Source organism: Aureimonas sp. Leaf454, assembly GCF_001424685.1.
Lineage (GTDB): Bacteria > Pseudomonadota > Alphaproteobacteria > Rhizobiales > Rhizobiaceae > Plantimonas.
In genome coordinates this window covers 295692-318756 of record NZ_LMQT01000012.1, presented here as the reverse complement: position 1 = coordinate 318756, position 23065 = coordinate 295692, and the positions used below count along the sequence as shown (strand labels likewise).

Below are 23065 nucleotides of genomic sequence, written 5' to 3'. Positions count from 1 at the left end.
TTGAGAGAACACCCTCGCCGCACTAGCCAACGCTAGCAACAGCGGCGTTTGATAGCCCGTAGGTTACTGTATGTTACACGGATCGATTTGCAGGCTGGGTCCTGAACTGCGCTGCGAGTCGCGAGGGTTGAGCACGTGTGATGGGCAATCAGTCGGATAGTGTTCAGCAGGTAACGAACTCAATCTAACTAGGCCGACCTGAACCTCCTGATGCGAACCCAGCGTCCGCTCAGGCTCCGATGCGCCTCAAACCTGACAGTCTCCTTTCCACCCAAACGAGACATCCGGCACAGGCTCCGCAATTATGCGTGGCGGATGTCCATGGTTCGGCAAGGCCGCATCGCGCGGGCTTTCGAGCCGCAAGTGCCCTCTCTCCCGATCCCTCAAACCGGCTGCACGAACCCGTCCAGCACCCGCTTCTGGCCGGCCTTGTCGAAGTCGACCGTGAGCTTGTTGCCTTCGATCACGGAGACCGAGCCGGGGCCGAATTTGAGGTGGAAGACGCGGTCGCCGACGGAGAAGCGGCTGGCTTCGGTGGCGACGGACTTGGCGACGAGCGTGCCTTCGATCTCGCGGGGGCCGCCGGCGCGGGCGGAGGAATAGAGCCCGGCGCCCTGGCGCGGGGGCTGGTTGTGGCCGCGCGGCGAAGCGGGACCAGCAGGGGCGGCGCCCATGCGGCCGGCGAAGCCGCCGCCGCCGGCGGGGCGGGGCGCGTCCTCCTCGAGGCCGGCGCGGCGGGCGCTTTCGGCCGCGTAGCGATCCGCCTTGGCGGAGACGCCGGAGGCGCCGGCTGGGTTGGCGCGGGCGCGAAGGTTCGCACCCGTCGCGCCGTCCTCGCCATAGGTGATGCTGCGGTCCTTATGGCCGGAGCGCGAGCCCCAAGCGGTGTCGGGCTGGCCGGTGCCGGAGCGGGCGGCCTCCTGCCGGGAGGCCTGCGCGCGCCGCCAGCCCGGCGTCTGGTAGGAGGTGGTGGAGAAGGCGTCGGCATCCCAACGGCTCGCGCCATAGCCGCCCATGCCGCCAGCGCCGTAGCCGCCATAGGAGCTGGTCGGCTCCACGATGTCGACATGGGCCTCGGGCAGCTCGTCGAGAAAGCGCGAGGGAATGGTGGACTGCCAGAGCCCGTGGATGCGCCGGTTCGAGACGAACCAGATCTTCACCCGCTTCTTGCCCCGCGTGATCCCGACATAGGCGAGGCGGCGCTCCTCCTCCAGCGCGGACCGGCCGCCCTCATCGAGCGCGCGCTGGTGGGGGAAGAGGCCTTCCTCCCAGCCGGGCAGGAAGACGGTCTCGAATTCGAGGCCCTTCGCCGAGTGAAGCGTCATCAGCGAGACCGCGTCGGCCTCCGCGTTCTGGTCGACATCCATGACGAGGGCGACATGCTCCAGAAAGCCGGGCAGGCTCTCGTAGAGATCCATGGAGCGGATCAGCTCCTTCAGATTGTCGAGCCGGCCCGGCGCTTCGGCCGAGCGGTCGTTCTGCCACATCTCGGTATAGCCGGACTCCTCGAGGATCATCTCGGCGAGGTCCGTGTGCTTGGTGGTCGGCAGGAGCTGCGACCAGCGGCGGAAATTGCCGACGACCTCGGTCAGCGACTTTCTCGGCTTGGGTTTGAGCTCCTCCGTGGCGACCATGGCCTCGGCCGCCGCGATCAGCGGGATGCCCTGGGCGCGCCCGTAATCGTGGAGGAGGCGGATCGTCGCGTCGCCGAGGCCGCGCTTGGGCGTGTTGAGGATGCGCTCGAAGGCGAGGTCGTCGGCCGGCTGGACGACGCCGCGGAAATAGGCGAGCGCGTCGCGGATCTCCTGGCGCTCGTAGAAGCGGGGGCCGCCGACGACGCGGTAGTTGAGCCCCATCGTGACGAAGCGGTCTTCGAACTCGCGCATCTGGAACGAGGCGCGGACGAGAATCGCCATGTCGTTCAGCTTGTGCCCGTTTCGCTGGAGCTGCTCGATCTCCTCGCCGACGGCGCGCGCCTCTTCCTCCGAATCCCAGCCCGCATGGACCGCGACCTTCTCGTGCTCGGGATCGTCGTGCTCGGTGAAGAGCGTCTTGCCGAGACGGTCCTCGTTGTGGGCGATGAGATGGGCGGCGGCGCCCAGAATGTGCTCGGTCGAGCGGTAGTTGCGCTCCAGACGGATGACGCTCGCGCCGGGAAAGTCGCGCTCGAAGCGCAGGATGTTGTCCACCTCCGCGCCGCGCCAGCCGTAGATCGACTGGTCGTCGTCGCCGACGCAGCAGATGTTGACCTTTTGGTCGCTCGCGCTGTCGCCGCGATGCGGCTCGCTCCGCGGGGGCGCGCCACCCGGCGCGACGGCCGGCCGGCCTGTGCCGGCCTCCGTGGAAAGGGCGGGGGGTGAAGACTGACCGATCTCCCCCTCCAGGGGGGAGATCGACGCGTCGACGGCAGCGCGCGTCTTCGGCCGTTGAGCGAGGAGGCGGAGCCAGAGATACTGGGCGGTGTTGGTGTCCTGGTACTCGTCGACGAGGATGTAGCGGAAGCGCCGGTGGTAGTCGGCGAGGATGTCCGGATGGGCCCGCAGGATCGCGATCGGATGCATCAGGAGATCGCCGAAATCGGTGGCGTTCAGCGCCCGGAGACGGTCCTGATAGGCCTGATAGAGCTCGCGGCCCCGGCCATTGGCGAAGGCGCGGGCATCGCCCTCCGGAATGTCCTTCGGGGTGAGGCCCTTGTTCTTCCAGCCGTCGATCAGCTGGGCGAAGGCGCGGGCCGGCCAACGCTTGTCGTCGAGCTTCTCGGCCTGGATCAGCTGCTTGATGAGGCGGATCTGGTCGTCGGTGTCGAGAATGGTGAAGTTCGATTTGAGGCCCGCCAGCTCGGCGTGGCGGCGCAGCATCTTCACGCCGATCGCGTGGAACGTGCCGAGCCAAGGCATGCCCTCGACCTGCCCGCCGACGAGGAGGCCGATTCGCGTCTTCATCTCGCGCGCGGCCTTGTTGGTGAAGGTCACCGCGAGGATCTGGCCGGGATAGGCGCGGCCCGTGGAGAGGATGTGCGCGATGCGCGTGGTCAGCACGCGCGTCTTGCCCGTGCCCGCGCCGGCGAGCACGAGGACGGGGCCCTCGGTCGTCTCCACCGCCGCGCGCTGCTCGGGATTCAGGCCTTCGAGATAGTCCGGCCCCCGGCTGCCGCGCGCGGCCAGCGCCCGTGCGGCGATGCCGCCGGCGGGGGCGGGTGTGCGCTGTCCGTCAAAATCGCTCATGCCGCCCTATCTCACGAAACACCGGGGGAACACTAGGGGAACGCGCCGGCGCCGCCGGGAAAGCCGCATCGCGCGGCGGCCCGCGCATGGACGCGGAAGTCTGGCCACCTTACTATCCCGTTCCACCGATAAGGGCGAGAGACCCCACGGACGCGGGGACGCAACGAGGAGCGACGATGGCGAGCGACAGACCGGCGGTCACCCAGGCGATGATCGATGCCTATGACGAATACACCCACCTGACGCTCGACCGCCGGGGCTTCATGGCGAAGCTCACCGCGCTCGCCGGCTCGGCCACGGCCGCCGCAACCATCGCGCCGCTGCTCGGCGCCTCGAAGGCCGAGGCCGCGCTGATCGCGGAGACCGATTCGCGGATCAGCGCGGTCTGGACGACCTACGAGGCCGCGGGAACGGAGATGAAGGCCTATCTCGCCAAGCCCGCGGACGGCGCGGGACCGTTCCCCGCCGTGATCGTGATCCACGAGAACCGGGGCCTCAACGGGCACATCCAGGACGTGGCGCGACGCTTCGCCACGGAGGGGTTCCTGGCGCTCGCGCCGGACTTCCTGTCCGTCTCCGGCGGCACGCCCGCCGACGAGGACAAGGCGCGCGAAATGATCGGGGCGCTCGACGCGGCGAAGACCGCCGAGCTGGCCGCCGCGACGGTCGGCTTTCTGAAGACGGCGGAGGGCTCGAATGGGCGCGTCGGCGCGGTCGGCTTCTGCTGGGGCGGCGGGCTCGTCAACACGCTCGCCACCGTCCAGCCGGAGCTTCTCGCCGGCGTCGCCTATTACGGGCGGCAGGCCCCGGCCGGCGACGTTCCGAAAATCAAGGCGGCGCTGATGCTGCATTACGGCGGGCTGGACGAGCGCATCAACGCCGGCATTCCAGCCTACGAGGCCGCGCTGAAGGCGGCCGGCACGCAGCACCAGATCTTCGTCTACGAGGGCGTCAACCATGCCTTCAACAACGACACATCGGCCGCGCGCTACGACAAGGCCGCCGCTGATCTCGCCTTCGGCCGGACGGTCGCCTTCCTGCGGGAGACGCTCGCGGGCGCCTGAGCGATCAGGCGTCGGCCTTGCGCGGAATGCCGACGCGCCGACCGATCCCGGCGGGAGCGGGGAGGGCGGCGCCGGCCGCCGCGGCCGCCTCGATGGCCGCGCGAATCTCCGGCGTCCAGGCCGCGACCCTGGGGCCGGAGAGGTCGATCGAGAGCACCATCGCCTCGACGGTCGCGGCGAGCCAGCCGTCGGCGTGGTGAAGCTCCTGGTAGATGTGCATGCGCTTGTCGTCGAAATCGACGATGCGCGTGTCGACATGCACGACGGCGCCCTCGTGCAGTTCGCGCAGATAGACGACGTGGCTCTCGGCCACGAAGGTCGAGCGCAGGGTGCGCGGCACGTCCTCGCGCTTCAGGCCGAGCGCGTCGAGCGCTTCGCCCGCCGCCTGGTCGAACAGGACGTGGTAGTAGGCGAGGTTCAGATGTCCGTTGAGATCGATCCATTCCGGCAGAACCCGCATCGCGGAGGAGCGGGAGCCGGCAGGGGACGAAGAGGAAGAATCGGTCGTCACGGCGAATTTCCTGAAGCGGGCGCGTCGAAGATCCCTGGAGCGGGTCGGCCGCCTATGCCATGCCCTTGGAGCGAAGACCACATGCCGAGCGAACAGCGATGACCCTGGCCGACCTGAAGCGCGAGAATCCCCGGCCCCGCGAGGGAACGCCCGCCGCCATCCAAGCGCTGCGAGCGCGCTTCGGGGACCGGGTTCTGACCGGTGCGGACGTGCGCCGCGCGCATGGGCACACCACGACCTACATTCCCAACCAGATGCCGGACGCCGTCGTCTATGCGACGAGCGAAGCCGACGTCCGCGACGTCGTGCTCGTCTGCGCCGCCCATGGCGCGCCGATCGTCGCCTTCGGGACGGGCTCCTCGCTGGAGGGCCACGTCAACGCCCCCGAGGGCGGCATCTCGCTCGATCTCTCCCGGATGGACAAGCTGCTGCAGGTGAACGCGGAGGATTTCGACTGCACGATCGAACCCGGCATCACGCGCGAGGCCCTGAACGCGCAGCTGCGCGACACCGGCCTCTTCTTTCCCATCGATCCCGGCGCCAATGCCAGCCTCGGCGGCATGGCGGCCACGCGGGCGTCGGGCACCAACGCGGTTCGCTACGGCACGATGCGCGACAATGTGATCGGCCTCACCGTGGTCCTTGCGGACGGGCGCGTCGTGCGCACGGCGCGCCGGGCCAAGAAGACGGCGGCGGGCTACGACCTCACCCGCCTCATGGTCGGCTCGGAGGGAACGCTCGGCATCATCACGCAGCTGAATCTACGCCTGCAGGGTATTCCCGAGGCGATTCTCTCCGGCGTCTGTCCCTTTCCCGATGTCGACAGCGCCTGCCGGACAGTGATCCAGACGATCCAGGCGGGCATTCCCGTCGCTCGGATCGAACTCCTCGACGCGCTCGCGATCTCGGCCGCGATCGCCTATTCCAAGATCGACCTGCCGCATTCCCCCTGCCTCTTCGTCGAGCTGCACGGCTCGGAGGCGGGTGTCGCCGAACAGGCCGAGTTCTTCGGCATGATCGCGGCCGAGAACGGCGGCGGGACGCTCGCCGTCGCGACCAGGGCGGAGGAGCGCGCCCAGCTCTGGAAAGCCCGCCATGACTTCTACTGGGCGAGCCTCACGCTGCGGCCGGGCGCCAAGGCGATCGCGACCGACGTCTGCGTGCCGATCTCCCAGCTCGCCGACTGCATCGCGCAGACCCAGGCCGACGCCGACGAGGCCGGCCTGATCGCGCCGATCGTCGGCCATGTCGGCGACGGCAACTTCCACGTCACGCTCCTCATCGACACGGACGTTCCCGACGAGATCGACCGCGCGGAGGACTTCATCGCCCGGCTCAGCCGCCGCGCGCTTCATTTCGACGGCACCTGCACCGGCGAGCACGGCATCGGCCAGGGCAAGCGCGGCTACCTGACCGACGAACTCGGCGAGGCGGTGAACGTGATGCGCCAGATCAAGCAGACGCTCGATCCCCAGAACATCCTGAATCCGGGCAAGATTTTCAGCCCGGTGTGACGGGGCGACATCGACAAAGCGCCGTCGTTCTGGCGTAACATCCCGGCATGCGCCGGGCCGGCGGCGCACGGGGCCGGTCGCCTGCCGAACCGAGGCCCACAATGCCGGTCGCCGGCCGTCTCGGCGGCTCGAAACCGAAGGAGCCGAGGCTGGTCAGGGCGTTCGTCGCGATCGGTGGTCTGTTGGTGGTCGCGCTGTTCGGCGCGCTCGTGGCGCCGTATTTCGTGGATTGGTCCGCCTACCGGGCGAGCTTCGAGCGCGAGGCCGGCCGCATCCTCGGCCATGCGGTCCATGTGCGCGGCGAGGCCTCCGCGCGACTCCTGCCGTTCCCGAGCGTGACCTTCACCGATGTCGTCGTGGACGGCACCGATGCGGCCGCGCCGCCGCTTCTCACCGTCGAGCGGTTCCGGATGGATGCCGAGCTCGCCCCCTATCTCTCGGGCGAGATCCGCATCTTCCGAATGGAACTGCAGCGCCCGCATCTCACCATGTCCCTCGACGAGGACGGGCGGGCCGAGGTCGCGAACGGCTCGGCCGGCCTGCCCGGCGGCGCGACCGTGATCCTCGAAGATGTCGCGATCTCGGACGGACGGGTGACCATCGCCGATCGCCCCGCCGGACGGACCGACGAACTGACGGACGTCACGGCCAGCCTGTCGGCCCGGTCCCTGACGGGGCCGTTCTCGGTAACCGGCCAGTTCCGGCTCGGAAGTTCGGCCTATGGGGTGCAGCTTTCCAGCGGTGCGCTGCAGCCGGACGGCGGGCTGCCGCTCCGTCTGACGCTCGACGCCCCCGATCTCGACGCCGAGGTCGTGGCCGACGGCCTTCTCGCCTCGCCGAACGGGACCCCGCGCTTCGAAGGCGGGATCAGGCTGACAAGCCCCCGGCCGCCGCCGCCCGGCGCGCAGGGCGCGGGCGACACCGCCGCGCCCGCCACGGCGCCTCTGCTGCCGCCGGTGACCGTGACCTCCCAAGGGGTCGCAACCCCCCAGCGTCTCGTTGTCTCGCAGATGCGGGTCGCCGCGGGCCCGCGCGAGCGGCCCTACATCCTCACCGGCGACGGCCGGATCGATCTCGGCGCGACGCCCCGCTTCGAACTGTCCCTCGAAGGCGAACAGGTCGACGTGGACGCCGTGGCGAGCGGGGGCGATCACGCTCTGTCCGGCTCGCTACGCCAGACGACGAGCTTTGCCGAGCGCCTCGATGCGGCGCGCGGCATCGTCGCCGCCATTCCCCGCCCGACCCTGCCGGGAACCATCCGCCTGTCGCTCCCGGTGATCCTGTCCGGCGACACGACGATTCGCGACGTCTCCTTCGTCGCCACGCCCTCGGCCGAGGGCTGGCGCGTGGCGGACCTGAAGGCCGAGCTTCCCGGGCGGACCCGGGTCGAGGCCAGTGGCGAGATCGGGCTGGAGCCGCCGTCCTTCTCCGGCGATCTCCTCGTCGCCTCCCGGCAACCCTCCGGCTTTTCCGACTGGCTGACCGGCGACGTCGATCCGGCGCTCCGGCGGATCGCGAATGCGGGCCTTTCGGCCAAGGCGGTGCTCACCGAGGAGACGCAGCGATTCGACGCGCTCGAACTCGACATCGGCGGCGAGACGGTGACCGGGCGCTTCGAGCGGGGCGCAGACGGCCTGACCGCCGATCTGAAAGCTGGCGGCGTCGATCTCGACGCGCTCTTGGCCCTGTCGCGGCTGTTCGGAAAGGCGGGCATCGCGGACCTGTCTCCCGAAGCGCGGCTGTCGGTGAAGCTCGATGCCGGACCGGTGCGGTGGTCGGGCGCGGCGGCCGAGCGGGTCGAGGCCGATCTGTCCTTCGATGGGCATACGCTCGCGGTGAACCGGCTCGGCGTCGCGGATCTCGCGGGGGCCGATCTCGACGTCTCGGGTCGCTTGACGGGGCTCGACACGGAAGCGGGCGGCCGTCTCGACGTGCGACTGGAAACGCCCGACCCCGAGCGTCTCGCCGCCTTTCTCGTCACCCGGCTGCCCCCGAGCCCGGTGCTGTCGGTCCTGGAGGCGCGCGCGGCGACGCTGGCGCCGCTGACGATCGCCGGCAGCGTCGCGACCGTCACGGAAGCACCCGGCGAGAAGCCGACGCTGCGCATCGCGCTCGAGGGATCCGCCGCCGCCACCGCGATGAAGCTGCAGGTGGCGCTCGGCAACGGCATCTACGCCAAGGGCACGAGCGGACGCTTCGGCCTGGAGGTCGACCTGTCGAGCCCCGAGCCGCAAGGGCTTCTGACGCAGTTCGGGCTGGAGGCCATCGCCACGCCCGCGCCTGCGCCGCTCGGTCTGAAGCTCCAGCTTTCGGCCGGCGCGACCGGTCCCGTCGCCGCCAGTGCCGCCTTGAACGCGCCGGGAACGGAGGCGACCGCCGAAGGAACGTTCGATGTCACGACCGCGGGCGTCGCCTCCGCGGATTTCGGCATCGGAGCGCGAAGCGACGATCTCGCTCCCTGGCTGAGGACGCTGGCGATCGAGGCGGGCCAGCCCCTGACCGGGCGGCTTCCCGTCGCGTTCGACGGCAATCTGTCCTGGTTTCGGGGCGACTGGACCTTGAAGGGGCTCACGGCCGACATCGCCGGCAGCACGATCTCGGGCGAGTTGCAGAAAACCGCGGACGGGCCGGTCGCAGGGCGGCTCGATGCGTCGGCCCTGTCGCTTCCCTGGCTGGCGACCCTCGTCACGGGACGCGCACCCGCCGAAACGGGGGACGGCGAGCCCTCGGCGACCGACGGGTTCGCCGCACCCCTCCTGCCGCCGATCGAGGCCGCGCTCGACCTCAACGTCGTCGCCCTCGACATCGGCCGCGGCGCCGTCGTTTCGGACGCCGCGGGCGCGCTCGAGATCGGACCGGCGCGGATCGCCTGGACGGATCTGTCCGGCGCCATCGCGGGCGGCTACATCAAGGGGGATGCGAGCCTCGAGAACGCCAACGGCGTCGCCGGCCTCTCCATCAATGCCGACCTTTCCGGGCTCGACCTCGGGGAGATCGTCCTCGCCGGCGGCGGAGACGGGCCATCGGAGCCGGCCGTCGCCGAGGCATCGCGGCCGCCGATCGCCGGCACCCTGGATGCGAGCCTGACGCTGAAGGCGACCGGCCAGTCCTATCGCGCGCTCGCCGCCTCTCTGAACGGGGCGGCGCGGCTCGAACTCGAAGGTGGAAGTCTCGGCGGCGTGCCGGTCGATCCGTTGCCGCGCCTTCTCGCGGCGGCGGACGCCGAGGGTTTTTCGGCCGAGATCGAGACCGTGGCGTCCCTGGTGGCGCGATTGTCGGCCGGCGCGCGGCGGTCGATCCCGGCGGCCTCGTTCGACGTGGCCGTCAGCGGCGGCTTGGCGCGGCTGGCCCCGGTGACCATCGAGGGCGGTGCCGAGGCGCTGACCGTCTCGGGCTCGCTCGATCTGAAGCGCGAAACGGTGACGGGCGATCTCCGGCTCTCGCTCGATCCCGGCGACGAGGCGGTGCCGGGCACCGATCCCTCCCTTTCCTATTCGCTCTCGGGACCCGTCGCCATGCCCTCGGTTTCGACCGACGTCCGCTCGCTCGCCACCTATCTCGGTGCGCGAGCGGTCGAACGGGAGGAGGCGCGCGTTCAGGCCATCCAGGAAAACCTGCAGGAGCGCTTGCGGCTGCGCCGGGAGGTTCGCTTCTTCAAGGCTCGCGCGGCCGAACGCGCTGCGCGCGCGGAGATCGCGGCGCAAGCCGAGCGTCGCGCCCTGGAACGGAGCCGGGAAGAGGCCGAACGCCGCCGCGTCGAGGCGGACGAGGCCGAGCGGGCGGCGGCGGAGGCGGCGCGCCGCAGGGCCGAGGATGAAGAGCGAAGGGCCAACGCGGCGCGGCGTGCCGACGAGGCGGCCCGCACGGCCCCGACGCCGACCCGCGCGCCCGCAAGCGAACCCGCGACCGAACCGGCCCCGACGCCTGCGCCAGCCCCGACCGCACCTAACCCGCCGGCGGCTCTCGATTTCGGCACCTCCGTCGACCCGGCACCCGAGACGCCCGCGCCGCGGGAAACCTTTCCATCGTTGCCCGGCGTGGAAAATCCGCTGAACTTCTGACGCCGGGCCGGGACGGAGGAAAGCCGTTCCCCGAACGCCCGAACGCCCGAACGCCCGAACGCTCGAAGGTCGCTCGATCCGGTCGCGCCGATGGCAACGCGGTTGCGGATCATCCTCCGATGTCCGGTCCCGATGCCGCCGCCCCCCGACGGCCTTGGGCGCGGGAGTGCGTGCGGCAAGGGTGCAGGAGCCGTGACGGCGCATCCCCGGGGGTTCGGCGATCCCGCCGCGTTTAGCGATCGCCCCAGAACTGCGCGCAGATCAATCCGCGAGGGGCGGGGGGGCGTCGCCGCCGCGGGTCGCCGCATCCGGATCGGTTCCGGCGCGCTCCAGCGCGGCTTCCAACACGAAGATGCGAAGGAGGGAGGAGAGGTTGGTGCCGTCGGCGCGATGGGCGTCGAGGTCGGCGACGAGGCGCGCCAGGGGAAGGCCGCGGCCGGACGCGATCGCCTGCAACTCGCGCCAGAAGGGTTCCTCGAGACTGATCGAGGTACGATGGCCGCGAATGGTCAGGGATCGCTTGAGGACGGTGGACGAGGCCGACGGGCCGCTCAGCGCGGCGGATCCTGCGGGAAACGGGTCGTCACGTCGACGTTTTCGTCGGGCGAGACGCCGTCGCGCCTCACGCCCGGCCGGTCGTCACCGACACCGGCGTCAAGCCGGTGGCCTTCGAGCCGCTCGGCCGCCGTCTCCGCTTCCCGCCGCGCGGTCTGGCGGAGGGTTTTGGGGAGGCCGTGGAGCAGGCGCTGCTCCGACGCGAGGGTTTCGGCGACCCGGCGGGCGGCGCGCTTGCGCTGAAGGCGGAGGTTGACGACCTCGCCCACGGCCGGTCAGGTCTTCTTGCGGAAAGCGTCGAGGGAGACGACGTCGGCGGGCTTCTTCTCGCCGGACGCATCGGCCCTGTCGGCCGACTTGTCGGACGCCTCTTCGGCCTCCTTCGCGACGGCCTTCGCCGGGAGCTTGGCGGGTGCGGGGGCGGGAATGCGCGGGGTCTTGGCGGAGGACGCGACCGGCGGAGCGAGCGGGATCGGGGCGTCCTCGTCCTGTCCGTTGGCCGCCTCGACCTCGCGCACGTCGAACTCCAGCTCGAAGTTCACGGCGGGATCGTAGAAGCCGCGGATCGCCGCGAAGGGAATGAGCAGCCGCTCGGGAATGTCGGAGAAGGACAGGCCGACCTCGAAGGTCGTGTCGGTGACCGCGAGGTCCCAGTACTGGTGCTGGATGACGATCGTCATCAGCTCCGGATACTTCTCTCGCAGGCGGGACGAGATGCGCACGCCCGGCGCGGAGGTCAGGAAGGTGATGAAGAAGTGGTGCTCGCCGGGCAGGCCGGTCTTGATCACCTCGCCCAGCACCTTGCGAATGACGCCGCGAAGCGCGTCCTGCGCAAGGATGTCGTAGCGGATCAGGTCCTGGCCCATCGTTCGCGTCTCGCACAGCATGTCGTCGACCGGTCGACCGGCGTCGTGCGCGGTGCCGGACAAAATCAAGTGGAGGCTTCTGTTGCCAGGTGCCTCCGGACCCCGCCTAGAAGTGCGAACCCCCAGGGCTTGATTCGAAGCTATCGCGCTGCCTTAAGCAGCGAGACGGACTTCCGCATAGTTGTCGTTGGCAACTATAAAAATAGCCCGATAACGGCGGTACAATGCCGGGCAAAAGTCCGATCTTTACACCCTCGTCGATCCTATTTCGCCCCCGCCGCAGGCTCTCGGCATCCTCGTCGCCAGGAACGAGGAGAGAGACTCCGGTGGAGGCGCCGGGTACCGCCCCCGGGTCCGAATGGTTTATTGCATCGTCTGTTTATCACCATAGCCGGCTTTCACCGGCGAGGAGGAATATAGGCACAACGCCCGCGTCTGAAAAGGGAGAAAGCGGCGGGTATGCGCGATCAAGGCGCACCGCCATGAGATGATGATCCTCCCAAGCCTTTCGCTTTAGTCTCTTGCAACCCATGCGGGAGAAAAGTTCTCCAGACGTGTATTGGATCGGTGCGCTGGACTCTGCGGCCCAATTGGGGAATCTATAGTTTATGGATTTGCTAACCATCCTGCGAGGCGTGTGAGTCGAAGTAGGGTGGTGTTTACCAGGCTGACCGGAATCTGGGTCCAGATTGGGGTCTTAGTATGCGTCAATATCACGAATTGCTGGATCTGATCTTGGATCGTGGGGTCTTGCGAGGGGATCGTACTGGAACTGGTACGAAATCTGTCTTCGGGCACCAGATGCGCTTCGATCTTTCGGAGGGTTTCCCGCTCATCACGACGAAAAAGCTTCATGTTCGGTCGATCGTTCATGAACTCCTTTGGTTTTTGCGTGGTGATCGCAACATTGCCTATCTGAAAATGAACGGCGTGCGCATCTGGGACGAATGGGCGGACGAGAACGGCGATCTCGGGCCCGTCTACGGCTCGCAATGGCGCTCCTGGCCGGACGGTCGGGGCGGCCACATCGACCAGATCGCGAACGTGGTGGCGGAGATCCGGCGCAATCCCAACTCCCGGCGTCTGATCGTCTCGGCCTGGAACCCGGCCATGGTCGACGAGATGGCGCTGCCGCCTTGCCATTGCCTCTTCCAGTTCTACGTCGCGGACGGGCGGCTCTCCTGCCAGCTCTACCAGCGCTCGGGCGACGTGTTCCTGGGCGTGCCCTTCAACATCGCCTCCTATGCCCTCCTGACGGCGATGGTGGCGCAGGTGACGGGACTGGAAGCGGGAGAGTTCATTCACACGCTCGGCGACGCGCATCTCTATGCGAACCATTTCGAGCAGGCGCGGCTCCAGCTGACGCGCGAGCCGCTGCCGCTGCCGCGCCTGAGGCTCAACCCGGCCGTGACCGATCTTTTCGCCTTCACCTTCGAGGACATCGCGATCGAGGGCTACGAGGCGCACGGCCATATCGCCGCGCCGGTCGCGGTCTGAGCCGGTGAGCGAGCGTCCCCTCGTCGCGGTCGTCGCCATGGCCATGAACGGCGTGATCGGCCGGGAGGGCGAAATGCCCTGGCGGCTGAAGAGCGACCTCAAGCGCTATCGGCAACTGACCATGGGCAAGCCGATGATCATGGGCCGCAAGACGCTGGTCTCGATCGGGCGCGTCCTCGACGGGCGCGACTCCGTCGTGCTGTCCCGGGGGAGGGAGTTGCCGTTCGAGGGCGCGCATCTCGCGGACACGGCCGAGAGCGCCGTCGCCATCGCCGACGACCTCGCTGGACGCCGCGGAGCGGAGGAGATCGCGGTGGTCGGCGGCGCCGAGATCTATCGCCTGTTCCTCGATCGGCTGGTGCGGCTTCACGTGACGCATGTCGAGGCGGAGCCGGAAGGGGATGCAAGGTTTCCCCCGATCGATCCGCGCGTCTGGCGGCTCGTCCGCCTGGATCCGGCCCTCACCGGACCCGGCGACAGCGCACCGACCCGCTACGCCTTGTACGAACGCCGGGCATAGTTAAGAAACGCCTGAAGGCCGCCTCGGGGCGCGACAGAGCCCGGAAGCGCTTTGGAAACAACGCGCGGCCCGTCTCGAGGGCTCGTCCAGCATTCGCGTCGAACGCGTGGGATCCTTCGCCTAAAAGGTCGCGGCCGCGTTGAAAGCGCAGGGTGCAATTCCTATAAGAGCCTTGATCTTGACGACATCGCGCGGGGACAACCCCGCGCTTCTCTTATCGGCCGAAAGGATATCGATGCCCTGGAGCAATCAGACGGGGGGTGGCGGCGGCTGGAAGGGCGGCGGCAACAATGGCGGACCCTGGGGTCAGGGACCGCAGAACCCGCGCCCCGGCGGCAACGGCAACAACTCGCCCGACCTGGAAGACATCCTGCGCCGTGGCCAGGATCGCCTGCGCCGCGCCATTCCGGGCGGCGGCGGTGGTGGCGGCGGCCGCGGCGCCTCCGGCGGCAATCTGGCCTTCGGCGGCCTGATCCTCGCCGGCCTCGTCGGCATCTGGTTGTTCAACTCGGTCTATACGGTCCAGCCGGATCAGGTCGGCGTCGAATCGATCTTCGGGAAGCCCAAGGAAGAACTGTCCGAGCCCGGACTGCACTTCGCGTTCTGGCCGGTCGAGTCGGTCGAGACTGTGCCCGTCGTGGAAAGCCAGATCACCATCGGCAGCGCGCAGTCGCGCGACACGTCCGGCCTGATGCTCTCGGGCGACCAGAACATCGTCGACGTGCAGTTCGCCGTCCTCTACCAGGTCGACGATCCCAAGGCCTATCTCTACAACGTCGAAGATCCCCAATCGATGCTCCAGCAGGTGGCCGAGAGCGCGATGCGCGAGGTCGTCGGCCGCCGGCCGGTGCAGGACGTCTTCCGTGACGCCCGGGCCGGCATTGCCGAAGAGGTGCGCGCCATCGCGCAGGACACGTTGAACCAGTACAATGCGGGCCTTCGCATCAATGCGATCGCCATCGAGGATGCCGCCCCGCCCTCCGAGGTGGCCGACGCCTTCGACGAGGTCCAGCGCGCCGAGCAGGACGAGGACCGCTTCGTCGAGGAAGCCAACCGCTATCGCAACGAGCGCGTCGGCGGTTCGCGAGGCGAGGCCGCGCAGATCCGCGAAGATGCCGCCGCCTACAAGAACCGCGTCGTCCAGGAAGCCGAGGGCGAGGCGCAGCGCTTCTCCTCGATCCTCGCCGAATACGAGAAGGCTCCCGAGGTCACCCGCAAGCGTCTCTTCCTGGAGACGATGGAAGGCGTGATGAAGGGATCCGCCAAGGTGATCGTCGAGCCCGGCGCGTCCGGCACGCAGGGCATCGTGCCCTATCTTCCGTTGAACCAGCTGCCGGGGCAGGGCGCGCAGCGGCCCGCCGGCGGCACCACCACGACGGCGCCCCGCGCCAGCCTTTCGGCGCCGCAGGGAGGCAACTGATGAGCAACCGTTTCACTGGCTTTCTCGTCGTCGTTCTCGCCGGCGTCTTCGTTCTCTGGAACTCGATCTTCATCGTCACCGAGAAGGAGCAGGCGATCGTCCTGCGCTTCGGCGAGATCCGACGCGTGGTCGAGCAGCCCGGCCTCTACTTCAAGCTGCCCTTCGGCTTCTCCGGGGCCGACACCGTGCAGAAGCTGCCCGATCGCGCGCTTCGCTTCGATCTCGACAACATCCGCGTCCAGGTGTCGGGCGGCAAGTTCTACGAGGTCGATGCCTTCTTGGTCTATCGCATCGAGGATGCCGCGCGGTTCCGGCGCACGGTTTCGGCTTCGGTGCCGCAGGCCGAGCAGCGGCTGCGCACCCGCCTCGATAGCGCGCTCCGTACCGTCTACGGTCAGCGCGGCTTCGAGGCCGCCCTTTCGGAGGAGCGCGGCGACATGATGCAGCAGGTCGCGGAGCAGATCCGCCCGGACGCCTCGTCCCTCGGTCTGCAGCTTCTCGACGTCCGCATCCGTCGCACCGACCTGACGCAGGAGGTCTCCCAGCAGACCTACGAGCGCATGAAGGCCGAGCGTCTGGCCGAAGCCGAGCTTCTGCGCGCCCGCGGCCAGGTCTCCGCCCGCACGATCCGCGCGGCGGCCGACCGCGAGGTCGTCGAAACGGTCGCCGCGGCCCGCCGCGACGCCGAGATCCTCCAGGGCGAGGGCGAGGCGCAGCGCAATTCCGTCTTCGCCTCCGCCTTCGGCGCGAACCAGGACTTCTTCGAGTTCTATCGCTCGATGAAGGCCTACCAGACCGCGTTGCAGGACACGGGAACCACGATGGTCCTGTCGCCGACCTCGGAATTCTTCCGCTTCTTCAACGAAGCGGGCGAGGCGCCCGCGGGAAGCACGGCAACGGCTGCGCCCGCGGCGCAGGCGCAGACGCCCGCACCGGCTCCTGAAGCGACAACGGCACCGGCCTCCGCGCCGTCGACGGAGCCCACCGCTCCGGCGGCACCGGTCGCCGATCCCTCTGCTTCCGCCGTTCCGCCCGCCGCGACGCCGTGACGCGCGGACGCGGCGTCCGGCGATGCCGGAGGTCGCGGGACCCTTGAAGGAAGACGGCCCGTCTCGCATGTCGAGGCGGGCCGTCTTCGCGAGGGGGTCCGGACGGGTCCGGTCCTCCCGTCACAACTCCGCCAGTTCCCTTGATTCAGACGCTTTTTTCGGTTTGCCTGTCGCTTCGCTCCGCGTCACATGATCCGGTCCTCGTCGGGAAGGCCGACATGTCCCGCGACGAACAGGAAGCCCCATGTCCGAATCGACGTCTTTGATCCTTCGCGCCGCGCTCGCTGGAGTGGCCCTCGGCGCCCTGGCCTCGATCGGGCCGGGCGCCGCCCTTGCGCAAGGGGTGATCGCGCCGCCCGCCGAGGGTCAGGCCATCGCGCCCCAGCCGCCCGTCGCGCAGACGATCGATCCCGCGGCGCCGGGTGTCCCCCCGACGCCGCGCACCGCTCATGGCCCGGCCTCCGTCGCCGATGTCGCCGAACCGCTGCTCGACGCCGTGGTGAACATCTCGACCTCGCAGACGATGAAGGATGCCGGCCGCGGCATTCCGACGCCGAAGGCTCCGGAGGGCTCGCCGCTCCAGGAGTTCTTCGACGATTTGAACAAGGACGGCGACGGCGTGGCGCGCAAGGCGGAGTCGATGGGTTCCGGCTTCGTGATCGATCCTTCGGGCATCATCGTCACCAACAATCACGTCATCGCCGACGCCGACGAGATCAGCGTCAACTTCACCGACGGCTCCAAGCTCGACGCGACGGTGGTCGGCGTCGACACCAAGACCGACCTCGCGGTCCTCAAGGTCGAGCCCAAGGCGCCACTGAAATCCGTGAAGTTCGGTGATTCCGAGAACCTGCGGATCGGCGACTGGGTGATGGCGGTCGGAAATCCGTTCGGCCTCGGCGGCTCCGTCAGCGTCGGTATCGTTTCCGCGCGCGGCCGCAACATCAACGCGGGCGCCTACGACAATTTCATCCAGACGGATGCCGCGATCAACCGCGGCAATTCCGGCGGACCGCTCTTCGACATGTATGGCGACGTCGTCGGCATCAACACCGCGATCATTTCGCCGACCGGCGGCTCGATCGGCATCGGCTTTTCCATCCCCTCCGTCTTGGCCGCCAATGTCGTCGGCCAGCTCCGCGAGTTCGGCGAGACGCGCCGCGGCTGGCTCGGCGTTCGCTTCCAGGAGGTGACGGACGAGATCGCGGAAGGGCTGAACCTTGCCGACGCCAAGGGCGCGCTCGTCATGGGCATCGTCGCGGGCGGCCCGTCCGACAACGGTCTCCTGAAGATCGGCGACGTCATCACCGAGTTCGACGGCAAGCCCATCGCCTCCTCGCGCGATCTCCCGCGCATCGTCGCGGAAACCGCGATCGGCCGCAAAGTGCCGGTGAAGCTCCTGCGCAAGAAGGCGCTGACCTCCGACCCGAGCGAGGAGATCACCGTGGAGGTGACGCTCGGACGGCTCGAGGACGGCGAGAAGCTGATGGCCGAGGACGAGACCAAGCCGGAGCCGGTCGAGACCGAGGTCGAGGAGTCCGCGCTCGAAGCGCTCGGCATGACCTTCGCCGACATCGACGAGAAGACGCGCACCGATTTCGCCCTCGCGGAGGATGCTTCCGGCGTCGTGGTGACGGCGGTCAAGCCGGCCTCGAGCGCGGCCGAGAAGGGCATCGAGGCCGGCACCGTCATCCGCGAGGTCGCGCAGGAGCCGGTGAAGACGGCCAAGGACGTGGCGGAGAAAGTCGCCAAGCTGAAGGGCGAGGGCCGCAAGAACGCGCTCTTCCTGCTCGCCTCGGGAAGCGGCGAACTGCGCTTCGTGGTGGTGCCGATCGACTGAGGCTGGTCGCGGCGGGAGAGTCCCGCGCGTTGCGCGGGGGGCCTCCAGCGTTCAGCGCGAGACGATCTCCTCGCTCCGGTAGCCCTGCATGAACAGGAGCGCCGAGAGGTCCGCGTGGTCGATCCGGTGCGGGGCGGCGCTCGCGACGGCGGGCTTGGCATGGACGGCGACGCCGGAGCCGGCGATGCCGATCATGCCGAGATCGTTGGCGCCGTCGCCGACGGCGATCGCGTCCGAAGCGGACAGGCCGAGTTCGGCGGCGATGGCTTCGAGCGCCTCGACCTTCGCCTCGCGGCCGAGAATGGGCCGCTCGACTTCGCCGGTGAGGCGGCCCTCGGCGATGACGAGACGGTTGGCGCGGTTTTCGTGGAAGCCGAGGCGCTCGGCGATGACCGAGGTGAAGGCGGTGAAGCCGCCGGACACGAGCGCGGTGCGCGCGCCGTTCGCCCGCATCGTCGCGACGAGTTCGGGTCCGCCCGGGCTGAACGTGATGCGGCTGGCGATCACGTCCGCGATGACGCTCTCGTCGAGGCCCTTCAGGAGCGCGACGCGCTCGACGAGGGCGGGCTCGAAGGCGATCTCGCCGTTCATCGCGCGCGCGGTGATCGTGGCGACCGCATCCTTGATGCCGACGATCGCGGCGAGCTCGTCGATGCACTCCTCGCCGATCATCGTGGAGTCCATGTCGGCGATCAAAATCCGCTTGCGCCGCGACGCCTCCTCCTGCACCACCACGTCGAGGCGGGCCTCGTCGAGCCGGCGGCGCAGCTCCGCCAGCGTTTCCGGCGCGGGCGGGGCGGGAAGGCGAAGGTCGCAGGCGACGCCGGGTTCCAGCCAATCGGCAGCGGCGGAGCAGAGGAGCGCGGCGGCGGCGTCCGCGATGTCCTGGGAAAGACCGGCGCGACCGCGCGCGGAGATCAGCGTGACGACGATCATGGCGGAAGAGGTCTCTGGCGGGGAACGGGCTTCGGCCGTGCTGATAGCCGGGCCGACCGCCAGCGGCAAGTCGGCCCTGGCGGTGGCGCTGGCCGAGGCGACCGGCGGCGTCGTGGTCAATGCCGATTCCATGCAGGTCTATGACGGCCTGCGGATCCTGACCGCTCGGCCCTCCGATGAGGATCTCTCGCGGGCGAAGCATCGGCTCTACGGCCATGTCGCGCCCGACGCCGCCTATTCCACGGGCGCCTATCTCCGGGACGCCGCCAAGGTGCTTGGCGAGATCCGCGCGGCCGGGCGTCTGCCGATCGTCTGCGGCGGGACGGGGCTGTATGTCCGCGCGCTGCTCGGCGGGATCGACGACATGCCGCCCGTGGACGAGGGCATCCGCGCCCGCTGGCGGGCCCGGATGGCCGAGGAGGGGCCGGCTCGGCTGCACGAGGATCTCGCGCGGCGCGATCCGGCGGCCGCCGCACGCATCCGGCCGGCCGACGCCCAGCGCATCCTGCGCGCGCTGGAGCTCTTGGAAGCGACCGGCGGCCCGCTTGCCGATCTCCAGCGCCGCGCGGGAACCCCGCTCGTGGAAGAAGCGCGGGCCTTGAAGATCGTGTTGACGCCGCCGCGCACGATCCTGCGCGAGCGGATCGCGCAGCGCTTCGATCAAATGATGGCGGCCGGTGCGCTCGAGGAGGCCCGGTCCTTCCTGGCAAGGCCCGGCGCGGCGGAGAGCCTTGCGGGGAAGGCGATCGGCATTCCGGAATTGGCGGCTCATTTTTCCGGCGAACTGACGCTCTGCGCCGCCGTCGACCGCGCGGTGACGCGCAGCCGGCAATATGCCAAGCGGCAGGACACCTGGTTTCGCCACCAGCTCGGACCGGACTGGCAGCGCTTCGCCGATCCCGCCGACATCGGCCTGCCGGATGTCCTGCGCACGGTCGCCGTGAACGCTCGGTCCGGCTGACATCCTCGGAACCTGTATGGCAGGCTTCCGTTCACGTTGACGTCAACGCCGTGTGACGGCCCTATGAGAGTAACGACATGTCCGCGACCGAGGTCATTCGCCGTCACGGCGACCATATCGAGAGGGCCGCCCGGGCCGGTTACATCGCGCGAGGCATCGTCTTCGTCATCATCGGCTATTTCGCTTTCAAGGCCGCCTATTCGACGGGCCGGACGATGGACTCCAAGGACGCCATCAGCTTCGTCTTCGGCACGGTCGGCGGCCAGATCCTCCTCGTCGCGCTCGTCGCCGCGCTCGCCGCCTTCGCCGCCTGGCGCTTCCTTCAGGCGATCCGCGACGTCGACCGCCACGGAACCGGCGTCAAGGGTGTCGCGGTCCGCACCGGCCTCGTCGGCAGCGGCATTTCCTACGCCGCGCTCGCCTTCTTCGCGGGGGCGCTCGCCTGGGGCGCCGGGTCCGCGTCCGAGGGGGGCACGACGAAGGGCTGGATCGCCATGGCCTACGAGGCGGGCTGGGGTCAGGCTTTCACCTACACGGTCGCCGCTCTTCTCGTCGTCGTCGGCGCGGCGCATGTCTTCAAGGGCGTCGGCGCGGGCTTTGAGAAATACATGACGATCCCCGCGGACAAGAAGGCGTGGGTCAAGCCGGTCTGCCAGTTCGGCCTCGTCGCGCGGGGCTTCACCTACTTGCTGCTCGCCTATCTCCTCGGCACCGGCGCCGCCTCCTATGGCGACGGCGAGACGCCGGGCCTGGAGACCGCGCTCGACGCCATGTCGGCATGGCCCTACGGCTGGCTCTTCCTCGCGGCCACGGGGATCGGCCTCATCGCCTTCGGGCTCTACGCCTTCGCCGAGGCTCGCTATCGCCGCATCCGTCTGGACTGACAGGCGCGCCTCGCGCCGACGTCCTGCGGGGAAGGGGCCAGACGATCGATGGTGTTCGACGGTGATTGACGGTGGGACACGGAGTGACTAATGTGCGCCCCATGAGCACGATTCTTATCGTAGTAATGGAGCGCACACGCGAGACGGTCTAGAGACCGTCCGGCGAAAGCCACGTGTGCGCTGAGGGCCCCTTCGAGGGCCCTTTTTTATTGCCCGAACTTTGAATGCCGAAGACGAAGATCACAGACGACGCAGCGACACGAAGGCCGGCTCATCCCGAGGGGACAGCGAGATCGGCCGGACCGAAGCCCCAGACGGGAGAGACGAGATGCAGGCCGGAACACGCGAGATGACGGGCGCCCAGATGGTCGTCCAGGCGATGAAGGATCATGGGGTCGAGCACCTCTTCGGCTATCCCGGCGGCGCGGTCCTGCCGATCTACGACGTCCTGTTCCAGCAGTCGGACGTCAAGCACATCCTTGTCCGGCACGAACAGGGCGCCGGCCATGCGGCCGAAGGCTATGCCCGCTCCACCGGCAAGCCCGGCGTCATGCTCGTCACCTCCGGCCCCGGCGCGACCAACGCCGTGACGCCGCTGCAGGACGCGCTGATGGATTCCATCCCACTCGTCTGCATCACGGGACAGGTCCCCACGACCCTGATCGGCTCCGACGCCTTCCAGGAATGCGACACGGTCGGCATCACGCGGCCCTGCACCAAGCACAACTGGCTGGTGAAGGACGTCAACGACCTCGCCCGCATCCTGCACGAGGCCTTCCACGTCGCGACCACGGGCCGGCCGGGTCCGGTCGTCGTCGACGTCCCGAAGGACGTCCAGTTCGCGACCGGCACCTACACGCCGCCCGCGCCGATCGAGAGCCACCAGAGCTACCGCCCGCGTCTCGACACGGATGCCGGCCGCATCCGCGCGGCCGTCGAGATGCTGGCCTCGGCGAAGAAGCCGATCATCTATTCCGGCGGCGGCGTCATCAATTCCGGGCCCGAGGCGAGCCGGCTCCTGCGCGAACTGGTCGGCCTCACCGGCTTTCCCATCACCTCGACGCTGATGGGCCTCGGCGCCTATCCGGCTTCCGGCGAAAGCTGGCTCGGCATGCTCGGCATGCACGGGACCTACGAGGCCAATCTGGTGATGCACGACTGCGACGTCATGCTGTGCATCGGTGCGCGCTTCGACGACCGCATCACCGGCCGTCTGAACGCCTTCTCGCCGAACTCCAAGAAGATCCACATCGACATCGATCCCTCCTCGATCAACAAGAACGTGCATGTCGAACTGCCGATCATCGGCGACGTCGCGCATGTCCTCGCCGATCTCGTCTCCGCCTGGAAGGGCGGCGAGCGGCGGGCGGATGCGGATGCACTGAAGGCCTGGTGGTCGACGATCGAGGGCTGGCGCGCGCGCAACTGCCTGTCCTATCGGCAGGACGACAAGATCATCATGCCGCAATACGCGATCCAGCGCCTCTACGAGGCGACCAAGGACCGCGACACCTACATCACGACCGAGGTCGGGCAGCACCAGATGTGGGCGGCGCAGTTCTACGGCTTCGAGGAGCCCAACCGCTGGATGACCTCCGGCGGGCTCGGCACCATGGGCTACGGCCTGCCGGCGGCGCTCGGCGTCCAGATCGCCCATCCGGACTCGCTCGTCATCGACATCGCGGGCGACGCCTCCATCCAGATGATGACGCAGGAGATGTCGACAGCCGTCCAGTTCGACGCGCCGATCAAGATCTTCATCCTCAACAACCAATATATGGGCATGGTCCGCCAGTGGCAGCAGCTGCTCCACGGCAACCGCCTGTCCAACTCCTATTCGGAAGCGATGCCGGACTTCGTGAAGCTCGCGGAGGCCTATGGCGGCGTCGGCCTGCGCTGCGAGAAGCCGGGGGATCTCGACGGCGCCATCCAGGAGATGATCAACGTCCGCCGGCCGGTGATCTTCGACTGCCACGTCGCCCAGCTCGCCAACTGCTTCCCGATGATCCCGTCCGGCAAGGCGCACAACGAGATCATGCTGCCCGACGAGGCCACCGACGAGGCCGTCGCCAACGCGATCGACGCCAAGGGCAAGGCTTTGGTGTAAGCTCGCCCGAACGCGCCGCGCCTCATCAGGGGCGCGGTCGCCGGGCGTGAAGGAGA

Annotated in this window: 17 protein-coding genes and 1 other RNA gene; 11 read left to right on the top strand and 7 right to left on the bottom strand. The window is 68.9% G+C overall.

The window, feature by feature from the left end:
* Positions 1-383 precede the first annotated feature (383 nt).
* Positions 384-3224 (bottom strand): UvrD-helicase domain-containing protein, encoded by a 2841-nt coding sequence (locus tag ASG43_RS10310; protein ID WP_056504020.1) that lies wholly within the window; start codon positions 3222-3224, stop codon positions 384-386.
* 176 nt (positions 3225-3400) lie between these two features.
* On the opposite strand from ASG43_RS10310, the gene ASG43_RS10305 reads away from it, so the two are divergent.
* Entirely contained in the window at positions 3401-4288 is an 888-nt protein-coding gene (locus ASG43_RS10305) for a dienelactone hydrolase family protein (protein WP_056504019.1), read from the top strand.
* A gap of 4 nt (positions 4289-4292) precedes the next feature.
* Here the strand turns inward: ASG43_RS10305 and ASG43_RS10300 are convergent, their stop codons facing one another.
* On the bottom strand, positions 4293-4799 hold the full coding sequence (locus ASG43_RS10300; RefSeq protein WP_244488053.1) for an acyl-CoA thioesterase: 507 nt from the start codon (positions 4797-4799) through the stop codon (positions 4293-4295).
* Between the two features lie 98 nt (positions 4800-4897).
* Here ASG43_RS10300 and ASG43_RS10295 point away from each other — a divergent pair, with 98 nt between their 5' ends.
* Complete coding sequence (locus ASG43_RS10295; RefSeq protein ID WP_056504009.1) at positions 4898-6313, top strand: FAD-linked oxidase C-terminal domain-containing protein; 1416 nt, start codon at positions 4898-4900, stop codon at positions 6311-6313.
* A 101-nt stretch (positions 6314-6414) separates the two neighbouring features.
* A complete protein-coding gene (locus tag ASG43_RS10290) occupies positions 6415-10374 on the top strand; it encodes an AsmA-like C-terminal region-containing protein (protein WP_056504002.1) in 3960 nt (1319 codons plus the stop codon).
* A gap of 261 nt (positions 10375-10635) precedes the next feature.
* Here the strand turns inward: ASG43_RS10290 and ASG43_RS10285 are convergent, their stop codons facing one another.
* The 4 genes from ASG43_RS10285 to ssrA form a co-directional block, all read right to left on the bottom strand.
* Complete coding sequence (locus ASG43_RS10285) at positions 10636-10929, bottom strand: ribbon-helix-helix domain-containing protein (protein WP_056504001.1); 294 nt, start codon at positions 10927-10929, stop codon at positions 10636-10638.
* Positions 10926-11198, bottom strand: coding sequence for a DUF4169 family protein (locus tag ASG43_RS10280; protein WP_056504000.1), 273 nt, complete (start codon positions 11196-11198; stop codon positions 10926-10928). The genes ASG43_RS10285 and ASG43_RS10280 overlap by 4 nt, the downstream gene beginning before the upstream one ends.
* A 6-nt stretch (positions 11199-11204) precedes the next feature.
* Positions 11205-11795 (bottom strand): SspB family protein, encoded by a 591-nt coding sequence (locus ASG43_RS10275; RefSeq protein ID WP_056504503.1) that lies wholly within the window; start codon positions 11793-11795, stop codon positions 11205-11207.
* Positions 11796-11863: 68 nt separating this feature from the next.
* Positions 11864-12241: a transfer-messenger RNA gene (gene ssrA, locus ASG43_RS22160) on the bottom strand.
* Between the two features lie 256 nt (positions 12242-12497).
* Here ssrA and ASG43_RS10270 point away from each other — a divergent pair.
* The 5 genes from ASG43_RS10270 (at position 12498) to ASG43_RS10250 (ending at position 18121) form a co-directional block, all read left to right on the top strand.
* The gene (locus ASG43_RS10270) at positions 12498-13292 is read left to right on the top strand and encodes a thymidylate synthase (protein ID WP_056503997.1); all 795 of its coding nucleotides are present in this window, start codon (positions 12498-12500) and stop codon (positions 13290-13292) included.
* Positions 13293-13296: 4 nt separating this feature from the next.
* The gene (locus tag ASG43_RS10265) at positions 13297-13812 is read left to right on the top strand and encodes a dihydrofolate reductase (protein ID WP_244488052.1); all 516 of its coding nucleotides are present in this window, start codon (positions 13297-13299) and stop codon (positions 13810-13812) included.
* 235 nt (positions 13813-14047) lie between these two features.
* Complete coding sequence (hflK, locus tag ASG43_RS10260) at positions 14048-15232, top strand: FtsH protease activity modulator HflK (RefSeq protein ID WP_056503994.1); 1185 nt, start codon at positions 14048-14050, stop codon at positions 15230-15232.
* On the top strand, positions 15232-16281 hold the full coding sequence (locus ASG43_RS10255) for a protease modulator HflC (protein ID WP_056503992.1): 1050 nt from the start codon (positions 15232-15234) through the stop codon (positions 16279-16281). The genes hflK and ASG43_RS10255 overlap by 1 nt, the downstream gene beginning before the upstream one ends.
* Before the next feature lie 244 nt (positions 16282-16525).
* Positions 16526-18121 carry a Do family serine endopeptidase gene (locus tag ASG43_RS10250; protein WP_056503990.1) on the top strand — a complete coding sequence of 532 codons (1596 nt, stop codon included), beginning with the start codon at positions 16526-16528 and terminating at the stop codon, positions 18119-18121.
* A 51-nt stretch (positions 18122-18172) separates the two neighbouring features.
* Here ASG43_RS10250 and serB read toward each other — a convergent pair whose 3' ends face one another.
* Entirely contained in the window at positions 18173-19057 is an 885-nt protein-coding gene (gene serB, locus ASG43_RS10245; RefSeq protein WP_056503982.1) for a phosphoserine phosphatase SerB, read from the bottom strand.
* Here serB and miaA point away from each other — a divergent pair.
* The 3 genes from miaA to ASG43_RS10230 all read left to right on the top strand — a co-directional run bounded on the left by miaA (position 19056) and on the right by ASG43_RS10230 (position 23009).
* Positions 19056-20018 carry a tRNA (adenosine(37)-N6)-dimethylallyltransferase MiaA gene (miaA, locus tag ASG43_RS10240; protein WP_056504496.1) on the top strand — a complete coding sequence of 321 codons (963 nt, stop codon included), beginning with the start codon at positions 19056-19058 and terminating at the stop codon, positions 20016-20018. The two genes, serB and miaA, sit on opposite strands and share 2 nt — an antisense overlap.
* 77 nt (positions 20019-20095) lie before the next feature.
* On the top strand, positions 20096-20902 hold the full coding sequence (locus ASG43_RS10235; RefSeq protein WP_056503979.1) for a DUF1206 domain-containing protein: 807 nt from the start codon (positions 20096-20098) through the stop codon (positions 20900-20902).
* A 328-nt stretch (positions 20903-21230) separates the two neighbouring features.
* Positions 21231-23009, top strand: a complete 1779-nt coding sequence (locus tag ASG43_RS10230; protein ID WP_082490805.1) for an acetolactate synthase 3 large subunit — start codon at positions 21231-21233, stop codon at positions 23007-23009.
* Positions 23010-23065 lie beyond the last annotated feature (56 nt).

What these genes read in the sequence shown, in the direction of transcription:
- ASG43_RS10310 (WP_056504020.1), bottom strand. Translation starts at nt 3,224, where the DNA reads ATGAGCGATTTTGACGGACAGCGCACACCCGCCCCCGCCGGCGGCATC.
- ASG43_RS10305 (WP_056504019.1), top strand. Translation starts at nt 3,401, where the DNA reads ATGGCGAGCGACAGACCGGCGGTCACCCAGGCGATGATCGATGCCTAT.
- ASG43_RS10295 (WP_056504009.1), top strand. Translation starts at nt 4,898, where the DNA reads ATGACCCTGGCCGACCTGAAGCGCGAGAATCCCCGGCCCCGCGAGGGA.
- ASG43_RS10290 (WP_056504002.1), top strand. Translation starts at nt 6,415, where the DNA reads ATGCCGGTCGCCGGCCGTCTCGGCGGCTCGAAACCGAAGGAGCCGAGG.
- ASG43_RS10275 (WP_056504503.1), bottom strand. Translation starts at nt 11,795, where the DNA reads ATGGGCCAGGACCTGATCCGCTACGACATCCTTGCGCAGGACGCGCTT.
- ASG43_RS10270 (WP_056503997.1), top strand. Translation starts at nt 12,498, where the DNA reads ATGCGTCAATATCACGAATTGCTGGATCTGATCTTGGATCGTGGGGTC.
- hflK (WP_056503994.1), top strand. Translation starts at nt 14,048, where the DNA reads ATGCCCTGGAGCAATCAGACGGGGGGTGGCGGCGGCTGGAAGGGCGGC.
- ASG43_RS10255 (WP_056503992.1), top strand. Translation starts at nt 15,232, where the DNA reads ATGAGCAACCGTTTCACTGGCTTTCTCGTCGTCGTTCTCGCCGGCGTC.
- ASG43_RS10250 (WP_056503990.1), top strand. Translation starts at nt 16,526, where the DNA reads ATGTCCGAATCGACGTCTTTGATCCTTCGCGCCGCGCTCGCTGGAGTG.
- miaA (WP_056504496.1), top strand. Translation starts at nt 19,056, where the DNA reads ATGGCGGAAGAGGTCTCTGGCGGGGAACGGGCTTCGGCCGTGCTGATA.
- serB (WP_056503982.1), bottom strand. Translation starts at nt 19,057, where the DNA reads ATGATCGTCGTCACGCTGATCTCCGCGCGCGGTCGCGCCGGTCTTTCC.
- ASG43_RS10235 (WP_056503979.1), top strand. Translation starts at nt 20,096, where the DNA reads ATGTCCGCGACCGAGGTCATTCGCCGTCACGGCGACCATATCGAGAGG.
- ASG43_RS10230 (WP_082490805.1), top strand. Translation starts at nt 21,231, where the DNA reads ATGCAGGCCGGAACACGCGAGATGACGGGCGCCCAGATGGTCGTCCAG.